The organism is Rhizobium sp. WYCCWR 11128 (assembly GCF_013416305.1).
In the GTDB taxonomy this organism is placed as follows: domain Bacteria; phylum Pseudomonadota; class Alphaproteobacteria; order Rhizobiales; family Rhizobiaceae; genus Rhizobium; species Rhizobium indicum.
In genome coordinates, this window is record NZ_JACCEZ010000004.1 from 20,766 (window position 1) to 38,052 (window position 17,287).

General features: G+C 60.2%; 16 protein-coding genes. 10 read left to right on the top strand and 6 right to left on the bottom strand.

The features are described from left to right. Positions 1–7: 7 nt before the first annotated feature. Together HX898_RS14905 and HX898_RS14910 are read left to right on the top strand one after the other, a co-directional pair. Positions 8–1,150: an extensin family protein gene (locus HX898_RS14905; RefSeq protein ID WP_246697919.1), complete on the top strand. Its 1,143-nt coding sequence runs from the start codon at positions 8–10 to the stop codon at positions 1,148–1,150. Positions 1,151–1,237: 87 nt separating this feature from the next. After that, positions 1,238–1,465 carry a hypothetical protein gene (locus HX898_RS14910; RefSeq protein WP_180194988.1) on the top strand — a complete coding sequence of 76 codons (228 nt, stop codon included), beginning with the start codon at positions 1,238–1,240 and terminating at the stop codon, positions 1,463–1,465. Here HX898_RS14910 and HX898_RS14915 read toward each other — a convergent pair. Further along, positions 1,444–3,123: a formate--tetrahydrofolate ligase gene (locus tag HX898_RS14915; protein WP_138386904.1), complete on the bottom strand. Its 1,680-nt coding sequence runs from the start codon at positions 3,121–3,123 to the stop codon at positions 1,444–1,446. The two genes, HX898_RS14910 and HX898_RS14915, sit on opposite strands and share 22 nt — an antisense overlap. Before the next feature lie 258 nt (positions 3,124–3,381). Between HX898_RS14915 and HX898_RS14920 the strand changes: the two genes are divergently transcribed. Then, positions 3,382–3,912 (top strand): TIGR00645 family protein, encoded by a 531-nt coding sequence (locus tag HX898_RS14920; RefSeq protein WP_138386903.1) that lies wholly within the window; start codon positions 3,382–3,384, stop codon positions 3,910–3,912. An 83-nt stretch (positions 3,913–3,995) separates the two neighbouring features. On the opposite strand, the gene HX898_RS14925 is transcribed toward HX898_RS14920, so the two are convergent. After that, positions 3,996–5,678 carry a hypothetical protein gene (locus HX898_RS14925; RefSeq protein WP_180194989.1) on the bottom strand — a complete coding sequence of 561 codons (1,683 nt, stop codon included), beginning with the start codon at positions 5,676–5,678 and terminating at the stop codon, positions 3,996–3,998. A 488-nt stretch (positions 5,679–6,166) separates the two neighbouring features. Here HX898_RS14925 and HX898_RS14930 point away from each other — a divergent pair, with 488 nt between their 5' ends. Together HX898_RS14930 and HX898_RS14935 are read left to right on the top strand one after the other, a co-directional pair. Next, on the top strand, positions 6,167–6,892 hold the full coding sequence (locus HX898_RS14930) for a helix-turn-helix transcriptional regulator (protein WP_138330685.1): 726 nt from the start codon (positions 6,167–6,169) through the stop codon (positions 6,890–6,892). Positions 6,893–6,938: 46 nt separating this feature from the next. Then, positions 6,939–7,400, top strand: a complete 462-nt coding sequence (locus tag HX898_RS14935) for a PAS domain-containing protein (RefSeq protein WP_180194990.1) — start codon at positions 6,939–6,941, stop codon at positions 7,398–7,400. Positions 7,401–7,411: 11 nt separating this feature from the next. On the opposite strand, the gene HX898_RS14940 is transcribed toward HX898_RS14935, so the two are convergent. The 3 genes from HX898_RS14940 to HX898_RS14950 all read right to left on the bottom strand — a co-directional run bounded on the left by HX898_RS14940 (position 7,412) and on the right by HX898_RS14950 (position 10,445). Next, complete coding sequence (locus HX898_RS14940; RefSeq protein ID WP_138330354.1) at positions 7,412–8,542, bottom strand: DUF2333 family protein; 1,131 nt, start codon at positions 8,540–8,542, stop codon at positions 7,412–7,414. A 151-nt stretch (positions 8,543–8,693) separates the two neighbouring features. Then, the gene (locus tag HX898_RS14945; protein WP_138386900.1) at positions 8,694–9,767 is read right to left on the bottom strand and encodes a hypothetical protein; all 1,074 of its coding nucleotides are present in this window, start codon (positions 9,765–9,767) and stop codon (positions 8,694–8,696) included. Between the two features lie 75 nt (positions 9,768–9,842). After that, entirely contained in the window at positions 9,843–10,445 is a 603-nt protein-coding gene (locus HX898_RS14950) for a thymidine kinase (protein ID WP_062944413.1), read from the bottom strand. Between the two features lie 236 nt (positions 10,446–10,681). Here HX898_RS14950 and HX898_RS14955 point away from each other — a divergent pair, with 236 nt between their 5' ends. The 5 genes from HX898_RS14955 (at position 10,682) to HX898_RS14975 (ending at position 14,816) form a co-directional block, all read left to right on the top strand. Further along, positions 10,682–11,638, top strand: coding sequence for a choline ABC transporter substrate-binding protein (locus HX898_RS14955; protein WP_129419670.1), 957 nt, complete (start codon positions 10,682–10,684; stop codon positions 11,636–11,638). A 69-nt stretch (positions 11,639–11,707) separates the two neighbouring features. After that, positions 11,708–12,553, top strand: a complete 846-nt coding sequence (gene choW, locus HX898_RS14960; RefSeq protein WP_025395508.1) for a choline ABC transporter permease subunit — start codon at positions 11,708–11,710, stop codon at positions 12,551–12,553. Then, complete coding sequence (gene choV, locus HX898_RS14965) at positions 12,550–13,602, top strand: choline ABC transporter ATP-binding protein (RefSeq protein WP_020051154.1); 1,053 nt, start codon at positions 12,550–12,552, stop codon at positions 13,600–13,602. The genes choW and choV overlap by 4 nt, the downstream gene beginning before the upstream one ends. A gap of 31 nt (positions 13,603–13,633) precedes the next feature. Beyond that, entirely contained in the window at positions 13,634–14,383 is a 750-nt protein-coding gene (locus tag HX898_RS14970) for a pyridoxamine 5'-phosphate oxidase family protein (RefSeq protein ID WP_180194991.1), read from the top strand. Positions 14,384–14,498: 115 nt separating this feature from the next. Further along, on the top strand, positions 14,499–14,816 hold the full coding sequence (locus HX898_RS14975; RefSeq protein ID WP_003561417.1) for a metalloregulator ArsR/SmtB family transcription factor: 318 nt from the start codon (positions 14,499–14,501) through the stop codon (positions 14,814–14,816). 335 nt (positions 14,817–15,151) lie between these two features. Here the strand turns inward: HX898_RS14975 and HX898_RS14980 are convergent, their stop codons facing one another. Further along, positions 15,152–17,125, bottom strand: coding sequence for a PhoX family phosphatase (locus HX898_RS14980; RefSeq protein WP_180194992.1), 1,974 nt, complete (start codon positions 17,123–17,125; stop codon positions 15,152–15,154). Positions 17,126–17,287 lie beyond the last annotated feature (162 nt).

The window sequence follows — 17,287 nt, forward strand, 5'->3', positions numbered from 1 at the left end:
TTTATGGATGAAGACGAAGAAGAATTCCGCCTTCTTTTCGCCGCATAAAAAACATGAGGAGTATTGTCAACATAAGTCCTCGTTTTATGTTGAATATATCTATCAAGTTTTAGCGATCTTCAATCACGTTGCACAATTGCAACGAAAAACGCCCTCATGCGTTGTCTTTAGCCACGGATACGAGGAATCGGACGCGTTGAGAAAACTTTCGACATTGGCGATCCTTTTCGCCGCAACCGCTATTCTTGCCGGCGCCCGCCTGCCCCCGCGAGGCCCAATGCCCGAACCTCGGCCAGATGCCGGACAGGCGACCAGCCCCGCCTCCCCTTCTTCGGAAAAGGCAGAACCGCCCAAGCCTGAAGAGGTCCCGGCCCCGCAGCCGAAGCCCGATGTAAAGGATCCGCAGGCACCGGCATCGAGCCCGCCGCCAACGCCGCAGGCCGCACCCTCAAAGCCCGGGTCGGCAGAGCCGATGCAAGGTCCGCCGCGGCCGCCAGGTAGCCCCGATAGCTCGCAGCCGCCGACGGAAGAAGGTAAGCCGCCCGGCGAGCAGACACTTGAAGAGCAACACCTGACGATCGAACCCGAAAGCGATGCCGAGCATGCCGAATGCACGGCCGCACTCCAGTCCCTGGGCGTCGTCTTCAAGGACACGCAGCGCATCGACGATGGTAATGGCTGCGGCATCGACAAGCCGATCATCGTCTCCGAAGCCCTGCCCGGCATCAAGCTGAAGCCGGAAGCAACGATGCGCTGCCCGGCGGCACTCGCCCTTGCCCGCTGGATGAAGGACAGCGTCATCCCGGCGGCTTCCGCCGCCCTGCCGGAGCAGGGCCGCATCACCACCGTCAACCAGGCAACGTCCTATATGTGCCGTCTGCGCAACGGCGCCGGAACCGGCAAGATCTCCGAGCATGCCCGCGGCAACGCCATCGATATTGCGAGCTTCCATTTCGAAAAGGGCGAGGATGTCGCCGTCCGCTCCCGCCGCGAGGATCCGACGCTGACCGGCGCCTTCCAGCGCACCGTCAGCGCCGCTGGCTGCCTCTACTTCACCACCGTCCTCGACCCCGAAAGCGACGCCGCCCATGAGACGCATTTCCATCTCGACGTGATCGAGAGGAAGGGCGGCTATCGCTACTGTCACTAGTCATTTCAGTAGCTTGCGATTCCCGCTTGAATCGAGCCGCGAAATACCCAAATCGAAGCTGCAATTTGTAGAAGAGGCCAGCAGCATATGAAGATCATTGGGAACGTGATCCTGGTTCTCCTGGTTGCCGCTATCGGATTCATTTTTACCGGTGAGTTACATTGGCTCTTTGCCATAGGAATGTTGTTCATCGGCACGCTGCAAAGCCTTTTCATCTGGCTGTTCATCGATCCGGACTTTGAAAAGCGTCGGCAGCGACATCTGGTCGAGCGCTTTGGTAAGCCGTCACCGGCTCAGAACAACCCCTCGATATAACCCTGGTCGTTCAGGAAAATCCGTTCCGCCGAGGGTGATTTCGGCAAGCCCGGCATTGTCATGATCTCGCCGGTGATGGCGACGACGAAGCCCGCTCCCGCCGAAAGCCGCACCTCTCGCACAGTGACGATGTGGCCTTCCGGCGCGCCGCGAAGGTTCGGATCGGTGGAGAAGGAATATTGCGTCTTCGCCATGCAGATCGGCAGCTTGCCGTAACCCTGCTCCTCCCATGTCTGCAACTGGTCGCGCACCGCCTTATCGGCCGTCACCTCGCCGGCGTGATAGATCTTCGAGGCGACGATCTCGATCTTCTCGAACAGCGAAAGATCGTCGCCGTAAAGCGGCTGGAATTTCGCTTGCCCGGATTCGGCCAGTTCCACCACCTTGTGCGCCAGTTCCTCGATGCCGGCCGAACCCAGCGCCCAGTGGCGGCAGAGGATCGCCTCGGCGCCAAGCCTCGAGACGAATTCCTTGACCGCCGCGATCTCGGCGTCGGTATCCGAGACGAAATGGTTGATCGCCACGACGACGGGCACCCCGAAACGGCGCACATTGGCGACGTGCCGGCCAAGATTGGCGCAGCCCTTCTTCAGCGCCGTGACATCCTCCGTGCCGAGATCGTCCTTCTTCACCCCGCCATTCATCTTCAGCGCCCGGACGGTCGCGACGATGACTGCCGCATCCGGCTTCAGCCCCGCCTTGCGGCACTTGATGTCGAAGAATTTTTCCGCTCCGAGATCGGCGCCGAACCCTGCTTCCGTCACCACATAGTCGCCGAGCTTCAGCGCCGTCTTCGTCGCCGTCACCGAATTGCAGCCATGGGCGATATTGGCGAAGGGCCCGCCATGCACGAAGGCCGGATTGTTCTCCAGCGTCTGCACCAGGTTCGGCTGCATAGCATCTTTCAACAGCACCGCCATGGCGCCGTCGGCCTTCAGGTCGCGCGCATGGACCGGTGTCCTGTCGAAACGATAGCCGATGATGATGTCGCCGAGCCGCCGCTCCAGATCCTTGAGGTCGGTGGCGAGGCAGAGGATCGCCATGACCTCGGAGGCGACGGTGATGTCGAACCCGCCCTGGCGCGGGAAACCGTTGGCGACGCCTCCGAGCGATGAGACCATGCTTCTGAGTGCCCGGTCGTTCATGTCCATGACCCGCCGCCAGGTGATGCGGCGGATGTCGATATTCTCTTCGTTGCCCCAATAGATGTGGTTGTCGACCATCGCCGCCAGCAGATTGTGCGCCGATGTGATCGCATGGAAATCGCCTGTGAAATGCAGGTTGATGTCTTCCATCGGCACGACCTGCGCATAACCGCCGCCGGCCGCCCCGCCCTTGACGCCGAAGCACGGACCGAGCGAGGCCTCGCGGATGCAGACTATGGCTTTCTTGCCGATCCGGTTCAGCCCGTCGCCGAGCCCGACGGTGGTGGTCGTCTTGCCCTCGCCCGCCGGTGTCGGATTGATCGCGGTGACGAGGATCAGCTTGCCGTCCTTCTTGCCCGCTTGCGCGGCGATGAACTCGGCGCTGACCTTCGCCTTGTCGTGACCATAGGGAACGAGTTGCTCGACCGGAATACCAAGTTTCGCCCCGATTTCGAAGATCGGCTTTTTGGCCGCGGCGCGCGCGATTTCGATATCGGATTTGATTGATGGCATGGATGTTCCCCCGTCCGGCCCCGCGGGAGCGGAGTCGTTGTTTTTCTCTTCATCGAGATAGCGAAATATCGGCGGGGTGTGAATAGCGCTGCGCCTTGCGGCCGCCACGCTTACAGCGCCGCGCGTCTTTTCAGACGCGCAAAGGACGCTGTAACACTTTGAATCTACGCATCGACCCGAAAATCGGTTTCGATTTTCGGGTCGATGCGCTAGGCGTTTATGTGGCGGTCAACGATTGCGGCTTCTTAGAGTGAAGACATGAAAGCATTGGAAATCTTCGTCGAGCGGATCATCCTGTCGAGCCGCTGGATCCTCGTGGCCTTCTATATCGGCCTGGTGCTGGCGCTCGCTGTTTATGCCGTTTCCTTCGGCTACAAGCTTCTGAAGATTGCCGCCAGCGTCTTCGTACTGGACGAAGCTGGGATGATCCTTGCCATGCTCAGCCTGATCGATGCGGCCCTCGTCGCAAGCCTGATCGTCATGGTGATGATCTCCGGCTACGAGAATTTCGTCAGCCGCTTCGACGAGGTCGACGAGACCGACAGCGAAGTCTCCTTCCTCGGCAAACTCGATTCAGGCAGCCTCAAGATCAAGGTCGCCTCCTCGATCGTCGCCATCTCCTCGATCCATCTGCTGCAGGTCTTCCTCAACGCCGACCAATATGCGGACGGCAAGATCATGTGGCTGACCTTCATGCACCTCGCCTTCGTCGCCTCCGCCGTCATGCTCGGCTTCCTGGAGAAGCTGATGAGCGTCACGTCGAAAAATGATCTGAAGGATAAGGACTGACAGGCGGCACGAGGCGCCTTCGGCGCTTGAACAAACAGAAGCCCCACGCAAAACGCCGAGCTCTGCTCTTTCGCGCCCTGAGATCAATTGACCGAAGCAGCGACAGGAGCGATCTCTGCCTCAGCTTTTCGCGGGCATCGAAGGCTTTCCTTCGCCTCCGGCCCACAGACATGCAAGCCGGGCTCTTCATCATAAGGGATGATACCATTAATGATGCCAAGCTTGAGCGCCTCAGTAGGAAGTATGATCCTTCCTCGCTCGGTTGATGTGGCGGGCATCATCGTCCCGTATGTCTCGGCATTGACGCCCATCTCGTCGAAATAAGCGAAAAATGTCGTATATTCAGTCGTTGTGGGCCTAACGACGCCGATCGCAGAATATCCGACAAGCCGCGGCGTTCCGCTCATCAGGACAAGAGTACAGGTCGAAAGGCAGTACGCCCGCCCGGCAAAGACTTCGCCCTCGGTCCATCCGTTTTTGGCGATGCTGGCTTTGCAACGCGGATCCAACTTTGGACAATTGGGCAACAGCGTTCTGCCAATCGAGGTCTCCAGACCTGCAGCACGGATCATACGCCCCATCGCGAAAGCCGCATCCATGTCCCCGCCATTAGATTGAAGGACGATCGGCAGCTTTCTTTCGCCGAGCGTCGTCAACATCGCCTTCAGCCGAGCCGGCGTATCCGGCGTGATGTCTCCGTCCGCAGAAATCCACTGCGTGCACTCTTCCCGGCAGTTGCCATTGGACATCAGGAGGAAGTCCATCGGCTGGGTTTTTGGCAGTTTCTCGCTTGTCTCTGCGGCCGCATCCTGCACGGGGGCTTGAGGGACAGGCGCCTTAGCCACCACAGGGGCTTCGGCTACCGGATGGCTATGACAGACAGTCTCTGCCACTGCATCCGGGGCGCAGAGCGGCATACCGGGCCACTCATTGTAGGACAACATGTCCGTGATGAGACCTGTTCGAAGTGCCTCTGTAGCCGGTACGATATTGATGTTGTCAGGCGTGGCGCTCATCATCAGACCGATCACATCTTCGCTGACGCCCATTTCCTTCAAATAGGCCGTCAAAGCAGCGGTAGCCTTCTTTCCAAGTTTGGTGGAACTGCCCTGCCCCGCCACCTTGCGTCCAACCTCCTTGCGGGAGATCTCCTTCTTCTTGCCGTTCACGATCTTGTATTCGATGCGATAGGAAACACGCACCTTGTTGTAGACGGTCGTGATCTGGTGGAGGCCGATAAAGGCCCATTGCGACGAGACACGCGACACACCGCCCGCCAACGCCAGCGGACAAGCAGAAAAGCAGTATGCACCGGACGAATAGGTGTAACCGACCGCGCTACCGTCCTTGGCAATAGCGGCTTGGCAGCGCGTATCCCCAACCGGGCAATCTTTGAGCCGCGTGCCGCCGACCGCCGTTTCCAGCCCGGCCTTGCGGATCATCCGGCCCATCGCATAGGCGGCATCGACGTCGCCGCCTTCCGAACGGAAAACGACAGGCAATTTACGGCCGCCGATCTTCTTGAGTATTTTTCTCAGCCGCGCGGGCGTATCGGACGTTATGCGCCCCTCCGCCGATATCCATTCCGGACAGTTTTCCTGGCAGAGGAGACTACGCACGAGGATGAAATTCATCGGGGGATGCGCTGCCTTCTTCTCCCCGGCGGCCTGCGAGGTTGCCGCTCCGATCGACAAGGTCAAAAGGAGAAAAACAAGTAACAATCTGGAAAATAGCCACTTCACCAAAAAGGAAATTGCAAAGCGCACGATTAAATTGCCTCAGTTGTACTGAGCATACGCTTAGCAATTGGCTTGACTGGCAGCAAGTCGGATTTCGCCGCCTGCTACCATCCCTTCTTATCTCTGTTCTCTCACCCCAATCAGGCTGACATGGCGACCCGCTGCGGCGGCCTTCACGCAGTTCACTTGCTCCCGCGCAAAGTGCTGCAGGTAGGCCGGTCTACCGCCTTTGCGCCCGTGCCGGAGAGACCCGAGCTCTCCCCCCCCCCCCCGAAACTCTCCCAAGTGATTCTCTCCTTGCCCGGTTGCGCAAGACCATTGCTGTGCCGCCATGAAAGAACTCTAAGGTACCGCTACGCTATTTTCGCAAGTCGAAACTCAACCGAAGCGCGAATTGCCGTGGCTAATTTTTCACAATTCGAATGAATCAGCTTGCGTTAGGTCAATTGGGGCTAGCATCCCGCCGATTTTCTGTATTTGATAGCGGTAACATTGGGGCTGCCGGGGGCGTACAAATGTCTTACATGACTACCTCTGAAAGACAGTCATTGCTTTCGGCAGAACTTTCGACCGCACGAACGCGCAACCTGTTTGCACAGGCGCTTGGCAGGGTCTCTACAGCCTTCGGATTGTCGCATGCGACGCTGATGCACGCCCCCTCCCCGGAAGATCTTCTCTTGAAACCCCTGCTGATCGAGAGCTCGCTTCCGGCCGCCTATGTCAGGGATTTCGACCGCGCCCACATGATGCGCGGCTGCCCTTTCGGCGTAAGGTTAAGAGCGTCTGCCGTGCCGCCGGCCTGGCACCTCAACGACGCCTCCAATGGTCAGGCTTTCCCCGCCGAACTTCGTGCCCTGATGCTGCGCCATGCCATACCAGCAGGCGTTGCCATGCCGACCATTGCAGCCGACGGCCAGCGTCTGGTCTTTTGGTTCTGCGGCGAGCGCGCCGCACTCGGCCAGAGCGAAATCAACGAGCTGGCAATGATCATTCTCCATGCACTCGATGCATACAATGCAGTCAAACGCAACGAGGAATGCGCGCATAACGCGCTATCAACTCGAGAACTAGAGGTTGTGCGCTGGACTGCCCAGGGCAAGACCTCGATCGAAATCGGTCAGATCCTCACGCTCTCGGATCATACGGTGAACGCCTATATGACGAACGCGATCAAAAAACTCGATTGCGTCAACCGAACCCAGTTGGTAGCTAAGGCAATTCGATTGAAGCTGATCAACTGAGGAATCAGAAGAGAGTCGGCACGTCGTCCCGTGATCTGGGGGAATCGTGCCTCTTCACTTCGAACAGCCCGTTATTGACAAGACAGAACAATCCCGCGCCCACATCGGCATCACCGATGCGGAAGTCGTCCAGATGCTTGCTGCCTATCGTCTTTTCGGCTTCTGGCGCATCGACATCGAGACCGGACATTTCTTTGCAAGCGAGGATGTCCACGCGATCTTCGGACTCTCCTACAGCGACGGCCCTCTCAACCTGACAGAGCTGATGTCGCGCATCCACGAGGAGGACCGCAGCCTGATCGCCCAAACCTTCGAAGAGGCGAGCCTTCACGGCGTCGGCTTCCATTTCGTTTATCGCGTCGACAACCGGCTTGGCGGCTACAAGCTGGTGCGTAGCGTCGGCCGCTTCCGAAACGATGGAAGCGGCCGCGGCATCGTCGGCATCACCTATGAATTCGTCGAGAAACTGCGCGTCGTCGGCTTCGAGGACAACACGAAACCCCGCTGACTCCAGACGTTTTAGCGGTCAAGCACCGAGCGGACCTCGACGAGGTTCGAGCGCACCCTCAGAATATAGAAGCCCATGGTGGCGAGATGGCTCGGCATGATCCAGCCATCCTCGCGCCCGTTCGAGATGATCGCCGGCTGGATGCGCAGCGCCGCCTGAAACTGCCGCATGGTCCCGCCCCAGATCGCTCCGAGATTGCGTTCCGCCAGCACCTGCGAGAAATCCGCCTGGGCGGCGGCCATGATCGCGTAATAGCCGTAGAGCTGGCCGTAAGCGAACCAGAACCGGTCGTCGGCGCGTGTATCGAACCAGCCGCGATTGTGGTTTTCCGAGCGCTCGGCGAGCATGTCGGAGGTGCCGCCGAGATCGTTGGCAATACGGTCGATGAACTGCATCAGATTGTCGGCGCGGCCGTCGAAAACGACGTTGCAGAGGGCGAGATCGGTGTTGAATTTGCGCAGGCTGCCGATCGCCGAGCGGTAATAGGAGGGCGTCGGTGTCTTCGGCCCGAAGGGGTTGAGGCCGAAATACCAGCTGTTTTCGTCGAACTGCAGATTGCCGCGCGCGCTCTGCAGGTCGTTGTTGATGCCCGAGGTGCCGCGCACACGCCCGAGCGTATCGACAAGCTCCGCCGAAGTCCGCCGGACCGCCTGGTTGATGCCGCGCTGGAAAGAGGCCTTGTTGTCGAGGAAGGGGGTGTGATCCCAGTCGATGCCGAAGAAGCCCATCTTGTAAAGCAGCATGGAGGAGATCCATGCGTTCTGGTTGACATTGAAATCGGTCAGATCGGCCGCGACGTCGACGATCGCCGAGCGTTGGCAGGTCTTCGGCGCCGTCGCATTGGCGCTCTCGGCGGCCGGCACTTCCTGCCCGGCGGCAACCTTGCGTTCGGAAAGCCGGTACTGATCGACGAAGGCGGGGTTGAAATTCGTCCAGACCTGCGTCTGCAAGAAGAAATAACCGTAGAGTACGACCAGCAGCGCCACGAAAGCGATGACCGGCAGCCGGATCATCCAGCTCCGGCGCTGATACCAGCCGTGCGCGGCAAGAAAGGGCCAGAAGGCCCAGGCGGAAAAAAGGCGGGCCCAGCGGCCGATCGTCTGGCCGATCAGCCTGAAAAAACCGGCTATCCGGTCAAGCATCGTCGTCTCCTGTCAGGCGAGGCGAACATCGGGACATTGCCGCCCCGCTGCATCCCACATATGCGCTCGATGGGCAGAGCACAACACGAGCCCTTCGATTTTTCGGAATGAAAGCATTGCGGAAGAGCGATACTGCCCGCGCCCTTGCTGGTCAGGAGCGCAGGAAAGGCAGGCTGAAACGAAAAGACCTGCGCGCCGTGTCGATCAGAGGCGCTCCCGATGTTTCCGGCGGCGGTTCGGCATAGGTCGGAAACCTTCTGGCGAATTCGAGATCGGCGCGGCTCTTGCGCCGCTCCAGATCCTGGGCGACCAGCATGCCCTTCTCGAACAACCTGATCGGTGCCGCGATATCGGGAAAGAGCTCCGGCTTGATCCTCACCTTCATGCCCGGCCGGTCGGTATCGACCTGCGCCTGATAGATGATCAGCCGCTCTTCCACGTCGATCAGCAGCTTGCGCAGCAGCACGTTGCAGGCGGCGATCCGGCCGTTCAGCGAATCGACAAAGGCCTGGAACAGGCCGATGAAGCGCTCGCGCCGCTGGCTGTCGTCGCGCATCTCGCGCTCGCCGGCGGAAATCCGCTCGGCCTCCGCCTTCAGCGCCCGCCGCTCCGCCTCCATCTGCTCCCAATGCGCCCTGTTGCCATAGACACCGATACGGCCTTGCGTCGTCAGCGCCTTGGCATTGAGCTCCTTCATCTTGAGGCGGGCGATGTCGATGGAAACGACCAGCCGTCGCCGCTGCTCGACGATATCGACAAGGCTGAGTTCGGCGGCCTTGTGCCGTTCGGTGAGCGCGGCGCGCTGGCCGGCGATCAGCCCCGCGAGCGCGTCCGATTTCGTCAAAAGGTCAAGCAGCCGCTCGATGACGGGCGCCTCGCGCACGCGTTCGGTATACATGCGCCACATCCGTTGGCGCGACACCCAGCCGGCCATCTTCTCGCGCAGCGTCAGCCCCCGGAAACTGTCGAGATCGGCTGAAACCTCGGCCGTCAGCCGATCAAGGCAAAAGACCAGCTCGGCCAGTTGAGCGTCGAGCGCCGCAGCATCGGCGATATGGGCCTGGAAGCGGGCATTCTGTTCAAGGAAGACCTCGTCGGCCGACTGTGTTTCGTCGCCGCTGAAGGCGCCGATCGCAGCCACACAATAGACTCCCTCGCCTGCAATCCTTTCGGCAAGGCTGCCAGCAGCTTCATACTGGCTGTCGAATGACGGGGGTTTGCGCACCAAGCCTCTCCAGGGAATCTCCTGGCCCAAACTAGCCGCTTGCGGCGCCAAAGAAAACAGGCGGAGTCGCCGGCTTCAGACCGGCTCGGCGATCCAGGCACCGTTCATGGCGTCGTCCCAATGCCTGCGGCAGAGCGAGACATATTTCTCGTTGCCGCCGACATCGATCTGCGCGCCTTCGTGCAAGACTTTTCCTTCCGCGTCGAGCCGCACGACCATCGTCGCCTTGCGCCCGCAATGGCAGATCGTGCGCACCTCGCGCATCTCATCGGCGATCGCCAGCAGTTCCTGCGAGGCCGGAAACAGCTTGCCCTGGAAATCGGTTCTCAGCCCGTAGACCATCACAGGGATGTTGAGCCTGTCGACGACGCGGGCAAGCTGCCAGACATGGACAGGCGTCATGAAATGCGCCTCGTCGACGAAGATGCAGGAAATCGGCGCGCCCTCGCCACTCAGTCCCTTGATCAACCGGAACAGGTCCTCATGCGACTCGAAAGGAATGGCGCTCGCCTCCAGCCCGATCCGCGAGCCGATGACGCCCCGACCAGTGCGCTCGTCGAAGGCTGCGATCAGCTGCACCGTGCGCATGCCGCGCTCCTGGTAATTATAGGAGGCCTGCAGCAGCATCGTCGACTTGCCGGCGTTCATCGTCGAGTAGTTGAAATAGAGTTTTGCCATCCGATTTCTCCTTGATCGGCTTATTGAAAGCTCGGAATGGCAAAGAAAAGCCCTGAGTGAGCGATAATCACAGGAATCCGGCTCGAAAACCGCTGAAAGCCCCGAAAACAAGGCATTGCCAAAAAATCCGCGGACGTCGCAATCGCATGGGTCGATACGGCGCAAACGCACTGAGGTCGCTTGTCAAACTCGGTTATTGATGGTTGGCTTGGGAACTTAAAGACTGGGAGTCTAAAATGAAAACAACAAGCACGTTCAAACTCGTTACCGCAACTGCCGTCGCCGCCCTCTCCGTTGCGACCGCCGCCTTCGCCGCAGACCCTGACAGCTGCGCCACCGTCCGCTTCGCGGACGTCGGCTGGACGGATATCACCGCCACCACCGCCACCGCATCCGTGATCCTCAAGAGCATCGGCTATGAGACCGACGTCAAGGTTCTCTCGGTCCCGGTCACCTACACGTCGCTGAAGAACAAGGACATCGACATCTTCCTCGGCAACTGGATGCCGACGCAGGAAAAGGACGTCCGTCCCTATATCGACGATAAGTCGGTCGAATCCTTCGGCCCCAACCTCGTCGGCGCCAAGTACACGCTCGCCACCAATGCTAAAGGCGCTGAGCTCGGCATCAAGGACTTCAAGGACATTGCCGCCCACAAGGACGATCTCGACGGCAAGATCTACGGCATCGAGCCTGGCAATGATGGCAACCGCCTCGTCATGGACATGATCGAGAAGAACGAGTTCGGCCTCAAGGACCTGGAAGTCGTCGAGTCCTCCGAACAGGGCATGCTCGCCCAGGTCGCCCGTGCCGACAAAGCGGGCAAGCCCGTCGTCTTCCTCGGCTGGGAACCCCATCCGATGAACACCAACTTCAAGCTGACCTACCTCACAGGCGGCGACAACGTCTTCGGCCCTGACTTCGGCGGCGCCAAGGTCTTCACCAATGTCCGTGCCGGTTATCTCGACGAATGCCCGAATGTCGGCATGATGTTGAAGAACCTGACGTTCTCCCTCGACATGGAGAACCAGATCATGGGCAAGATCCTCAACGACGGCAAGGAACCGGAAGCTGCAGCTTCCGAATGGCTGAAGGCCAACCCCGCAGCACTTGAGCCCTGGCTCGCGGGCGTCAAGACCCGCGACGGCAAGGGCGATGCTCTCGCGGCCGCCAAGACCGGCCTCGGCCTCTGATGATACGAACGGGGCGGCTCGCCGCCCCGTTTCATTTTTGTCCGATTGTTTTTCTGGATAGGCGCGCCCTTGAATTGGATCACCGAATTTAAAATTCCCGTTGGCCCCTGGGCCAAATCCTTCGTGGATTGGCTGACCTCGAATGGCGAATGGTTCTTCAACCAGATCGCCTTCCTGCTGTCGAGCGCCATAGACGGCCTGCTCTTCGTGCTGCAGAAGCCTCATCCGCTGATCGTCATCGCGGCCATCACTGCCATCGCCTTTTGGCTGCGCCGGTCGATCGCGGTCGCCGTCTTCACCTGTCTCGGGCTGCTGCTGATCGTCAACCAGGACTATTGGAAGGAAACGACGGAGACGCTCGCCCTCGTGCTCGCCGCCACCTTCGTCTGTATGGTGATCGGTATTCCGCTCGGCATTGCCGCCGCCCGCCGCCCTTGGGTCTATGCTGCCATGCGCCCGGTGCTCGATCTCATGCAGACCATACCGACATTCGTCTATCTGATCCCGGCGCTCATCCTGTTCGGCCTCGGCATGGTGCCGGGCCTGATCGCGACCGTCATCTTCGCAATCCCCGCTCCGATCCGGCTGACGCGCCTCGGCATCATCTCGACGCCGCCGTCCCTCGTCGAAGCCGCCGTCGCTTTCGGCGCGACGCCCTTACAGGTGCTGCGCAAGATCGAGCTTCCCTTCGCCACGCCGCAGATCATGGCGGGTCTTACCCAGACCATCATGCTGTCGCTGTCGATGGTCGTCATCGCCGCCCTTGTCGGCGCTCCCGGGCTTGGCGTGCCCGTCGTCCGTGCGCTGAACACCGTCAATATCGCCAAGGGCTTCGAGGCGGGCTTCTGCATCGTCATCTTGGCAATCATTCTCGACCGGATGTTCCGCACCACGGGCGAAGGAGGCGCTGCATGACCGCGGTAAGCTTTAACAATGTCAGCATCGTCTTCGGCGATCGGCCGGAAACCGCGCTTGCCATGGTCGACCAGGGCAAAACGCGCGACGAGATCGGTGCCGCCACCGGTCTGGTGCTCGGTGTGGCCAACGCCTCGCTGACGATCGAGGAAGGCGAGATCCTGGTGCTGATGGGGCTTTCCGGCTCCGGCAAGTCGACGCTGCTGCGCGCCGTCAACGGGCTCGCTCCCGTGGTGCGTGGCGATGTTGCGGTCTCGGCGGCCACTGGCCCCGTCAACCCCTACAGATGCAATGCCAAGGCGCTACGCGAGCTGCGCACCCACACCGTCTCCATGGTGTTCCAGCAATTCGCCCTCCTGCCCTGGCGCACCGTCGCCGACAATGTCGGCTTCGGTCTGGAGCTCGCCGGCATGCCGGAAGCCGAACGCAAGCTCCGGGTCGGCGAGCAGCTCGAACTCGTCAACCTGACGAAATGGGCCGATCGCAAGGTCAACGAGCTTTCCGGCGGCATGCAGCAGCGTGTCGGGCTCGCCCGCGCCTTTGCCACCGGCGCCCCGATCCTGCTCATGGACGAGCCTTTCTCGGCGCTCGACCCCTTGATCCGCACCCGCCTGCAGGATGAACTCCTGGAATTCCAGCGGCGGCTGAAGAAGACCATTCTCTTCGTCAGCCACGATCTCGACGAGGCCTTCCGCATCGGCAATCGCATCGCCATCATGGAGAGCGGCCGCATCATCCAGTGCGGGACGCCGCACGATATCGTCAAGAACCCCGCCGACCAGTATGTCGCCGATTTCGTGCAGAACCTCAATCCGATCAACATGCTGACGGCGGCCGACGTGATGCAGCCAGGCCTCGGCCAGACTGCCGCCGGCATGAGCGTCAGCGCCACTGCCCGCGCTGCGACTCCGCTCATCGATATCCTCGATGCCCTTGCCCGCCAACCGGGCAGTATCGGCATCGTCGAGAACGGCGCGATCGTCGGCACCATCTCGGCTCAGGATATCGTTGCCGGCCTCACCCGCCATCGCCGGAAGGAGGAAGCTTGATGTTTTCCATCCGCTTTGCCACAAAGCGGATATGAAAGATCAGCCTTCCCCCTTACGCGAAACAGACGACGATGCCCGCAAGCTCGCCCGCGTGCTGCTGCGCTCCGCACGGCACGCGGCGATTGCCGTTCTCGATCCCGAGACCGGCTTTCCCTCCGCCAGCCGCGTGCTGATCGCCACCGATATCGACGGCACGCCGGTCATCCTGGTTTCCCAGCTGTCGGCCCATACCAGGGGGCTCGCCAGAGACCCGCGCGCCTCGCTCCTGACCGGCGAGCCCGGCAAGGGCGATCCCCTTGCCTATCCTCGTCTGACGACCCAGTGCGTTGCAGAACCCATCGAGCGCGGCAATGCATTCTACGAGCGCATCCACACGCGTTTTCTCGCTCGCCACACCAAGGCGAAGCTTTATATCGACTTTCCTGATTTCCTGTTCTTCCGACTCAGGCCGGAACAGGCCAGCCTCAATGGCGGCTTCGGCCGCGCCTACCAACTCGATGGGAACGATCTCGTAATCCAGTCGGCCGCGAATGAGGAGATTGCCGCCGGGGCAACAGAAGCAGTGCGAGATTTAGTAGAACGTCACCCCGATGTGGAGGAAAGCCTCGCTATCAGGCTAAAGGCGCCGGAATCGGGTTCTTGGCGCATTTGTGGTATCGATCCCTCAGGTTTCGACATGATTTCCGCCGATTTTCTGTTGCGATACGAGTTCGAAACCCTCGCTGTGGATGTCGATCACATTTGTTCAAACATATCTAAAATAGCATACTCGATACCTTAAATTTAGGTATATACAATCTTCGAGCCCAGTTGCTAGTTTTTGATGTCAGTCAAAATCCCGGCTGGCGGCCTGCGCCAACACGCTTGATGTACGTTTCGCATTAGGAAGATAACATATGGAAACCTCTGATTTGGCCGATCACACGAACGTGGCGGCAGCTTTATTGTCGGCCATGGCAAACCCGAAGAGATTGCTGATCCTGTGTAGCCTCGTGAAGGGCGAAGTGGCCGTCGGCGTGCTTGCGACGCAGGTCGGGCTCAGCCAGTCGGCTCTCTCTCAGCACCTGTCGAAACTGCGCGCCCAAAAGCTGGTCAAGACCCGCCGGGACGCACAAACCATCTATTATTCGAGCACCTCCGAGCCGGTGATGAAGATCCTGGCAACGCTCGAAGACATTTACCTCGTGCAGAACCGGAACAGATCCGCCGCTTAATGATAGCGCTGACATGAATGTCGGCCGATGCCATGCTGCAAGGGAATGTTCCCAGAGGCTTGGCAACGATATTTCAGCACGTGAACCTTATGGCACGACCGGCAAATTTGCGATTTGCCGGTCGTGCTTTTGGAATGGTAACCCGGTCGCGCCGGAGCGCCCGTCCCGCAATCGATCTTTTGTTCTAGAGCAATTCCAGGAAAAGTGCGAAGCGGTTTTCCGTCCGGAATTGCGTAAAAACAAAAGGCTAGAGCGGTCCTGCGTTTCCGTTAAAAGCTGAACCGCTCTAGCGCAATTCCAGACGTAAAACTGCCGCGCACTTTTGCCGGAATTGTTTAACTGCCGACCACGTCGTTGTTGATGCGGCTCAGCACCACCAGCGACGGACGGGCAGGCATGCCGGACTTGAAGTCCGGCCAGTTGGTGCCTGCATCCTCCATCGAAGTCGCATCCTCGTTGTCGGCCATCCGCAATTCTCCCGGATGCTGGACCGAGAGGAAGACGCTGCTGCCGTCCGGGGTGAAGGTCGGCGAACAGGCTTCCGAACCGACGGGCGCAATATAGAACAGTTTCGGCAACGCACGGCCCGGGCCTTCGGTATCCATCACATAGACGGAATCGGCAATGCCTTCTGGCGGCGGGCCGTCGGTGGTGACCCAGAGGCGCCCGACCGGATCAACCGCGAGATTATCGGGGTCGGTGAACCAGCCGGCGGAGGTCGTGGCCGGATGGAACATCGCCTGATCCTCGGCCTTGGCAGGATCGCCACAGAGAATGAAGACATCCCATTTGAAGCTGTCGGCTGCATAATCCGGCTTTTCGGGGCCGCCGGGTGCCGCGAGTTCCAGCAGGTGGCCATGCGGGTTGGGGCCGCGCGGATTGGCGATGTTGACCATCTCCTTCTCGTCGTCGCCCTCACCCTTTGGCAGCCGGTCCTCGTTCTCCGTCATGGCGACGTAAAGCTTGCCGGTGCCGAGATGCGGGATGAAGCCTTCTGGCGCGTCCATCGGCGTGGCACCGACGAGATCGGCGGCAGCGCGCGTCGCCAGCACGATGTCGACCTGGCTCTTGAAGCCGGCTTCCGCGGTCAGTGGCCCCTCGCCGGCAATGAGCGGGATCCAGCGCATCGTGCCGTCGCTTTCGAACTTGGCGACCGAGAGGGTGCCGTGGTCGAGCAGGTCCCTGTTGGCGGCGCGGTCGTTCGGGTTCCAGGGATCGCGGGTGACGAAGCGGTAGATGTATTCGAAGTCGTCGTCGTCGCCCATGAAGACCACCACGCGGCCGTCAGGGGCGACGCAACACTGGGCGCCCTCATGAGTCATGCGGCCGAGCGAGGTGCGCTTGATCGGTTTTGCGGAGGGATCGAACGGGTCGATCTCGACCACCCAGTCGAAACGCATCCATTCGTTCGGCTCTTCCTCGAACTTGAAGCGCGGCTCGACGCGGCTGATGGAATAGATGTCGTTTTCGTCCTCGTCCCAGCCCTGGCGCTCGACCAGCTCCTGGTTCGGCAATTTCTTGTAGTCGCCGGAAAAGACGTCCATCGCGCCTTCCTCGCCTGAAAGCATCGTGCCCCAGGGGGTGATGCCGCCGTTGCAGTTCGAGATCGTGCCGAACACGACCGTGCCGGTCGGATCGGCCTTGGTCTTCAGACGGTCGTCGCCGGCAGCGGGACCGGAGATGCCGATTTCCGTGCTCATGTGGACGCGGCGATTGTATTTGCCGTCCTTGACGATCGCCCACTTGCCGTCCGTCTTCCTCACTTCGAAGATCGAGACGCCGAGGGCGGCCATGATCGCGCGGATCTGGTTATCCGTCAGCTTCTCGCGGTAGTTTTCGTCGGTCAGGCCGGGAAACATCAGGAAAGGCGTTGCATATTCATGGCTGACGACCATCAACCCATGGTCGGAGCTCTTCTCGCCCCAGGGCAGCGGCACAAACTGCGTGAAATCGTTATTGTAGCCGAACTGTCGCTCGGCCGCCTTACCATCAAGCGTCGCGATATCGAATTCCGGGCTGTCGGCAAACAGTGCATCACCCCAACGCGCCAGGATCTGGCGCTCATAACCCTCCGGCCAGTGGTCGGCGGTATCGCGCATGCGCTTGAGTTCCGGAAACGTCAGGCTGGAGCCGGCAGCCTTGGCATGCGCGGTTCCGAGCGCCGGCGAAAGTGCCGCAGCGCCCATCGCTGCGAGAAAGCCCTTGAGCACGCTGCGGCGGCGAACGCCCTCTTCGAGAATGGCGCCGTAACTTGGCGCGAATGCATGGCGCCGCGTGGGGCGCGCCCTTGTCTTCTGGCGGTCAGACATCAGTATCTCCGATCGAAATATCGTTTGATTTCAGTGAATTGATGAAATGCAATTGCGCCCTGCGAACCATCGGTTTTTTGTAACAAGCCGAGGCAAAGGATTGATGACGGGCCGCCTGCGGCTGTCGATCGTGAAAATACTGCCGGATCGATCGAGGCGGCT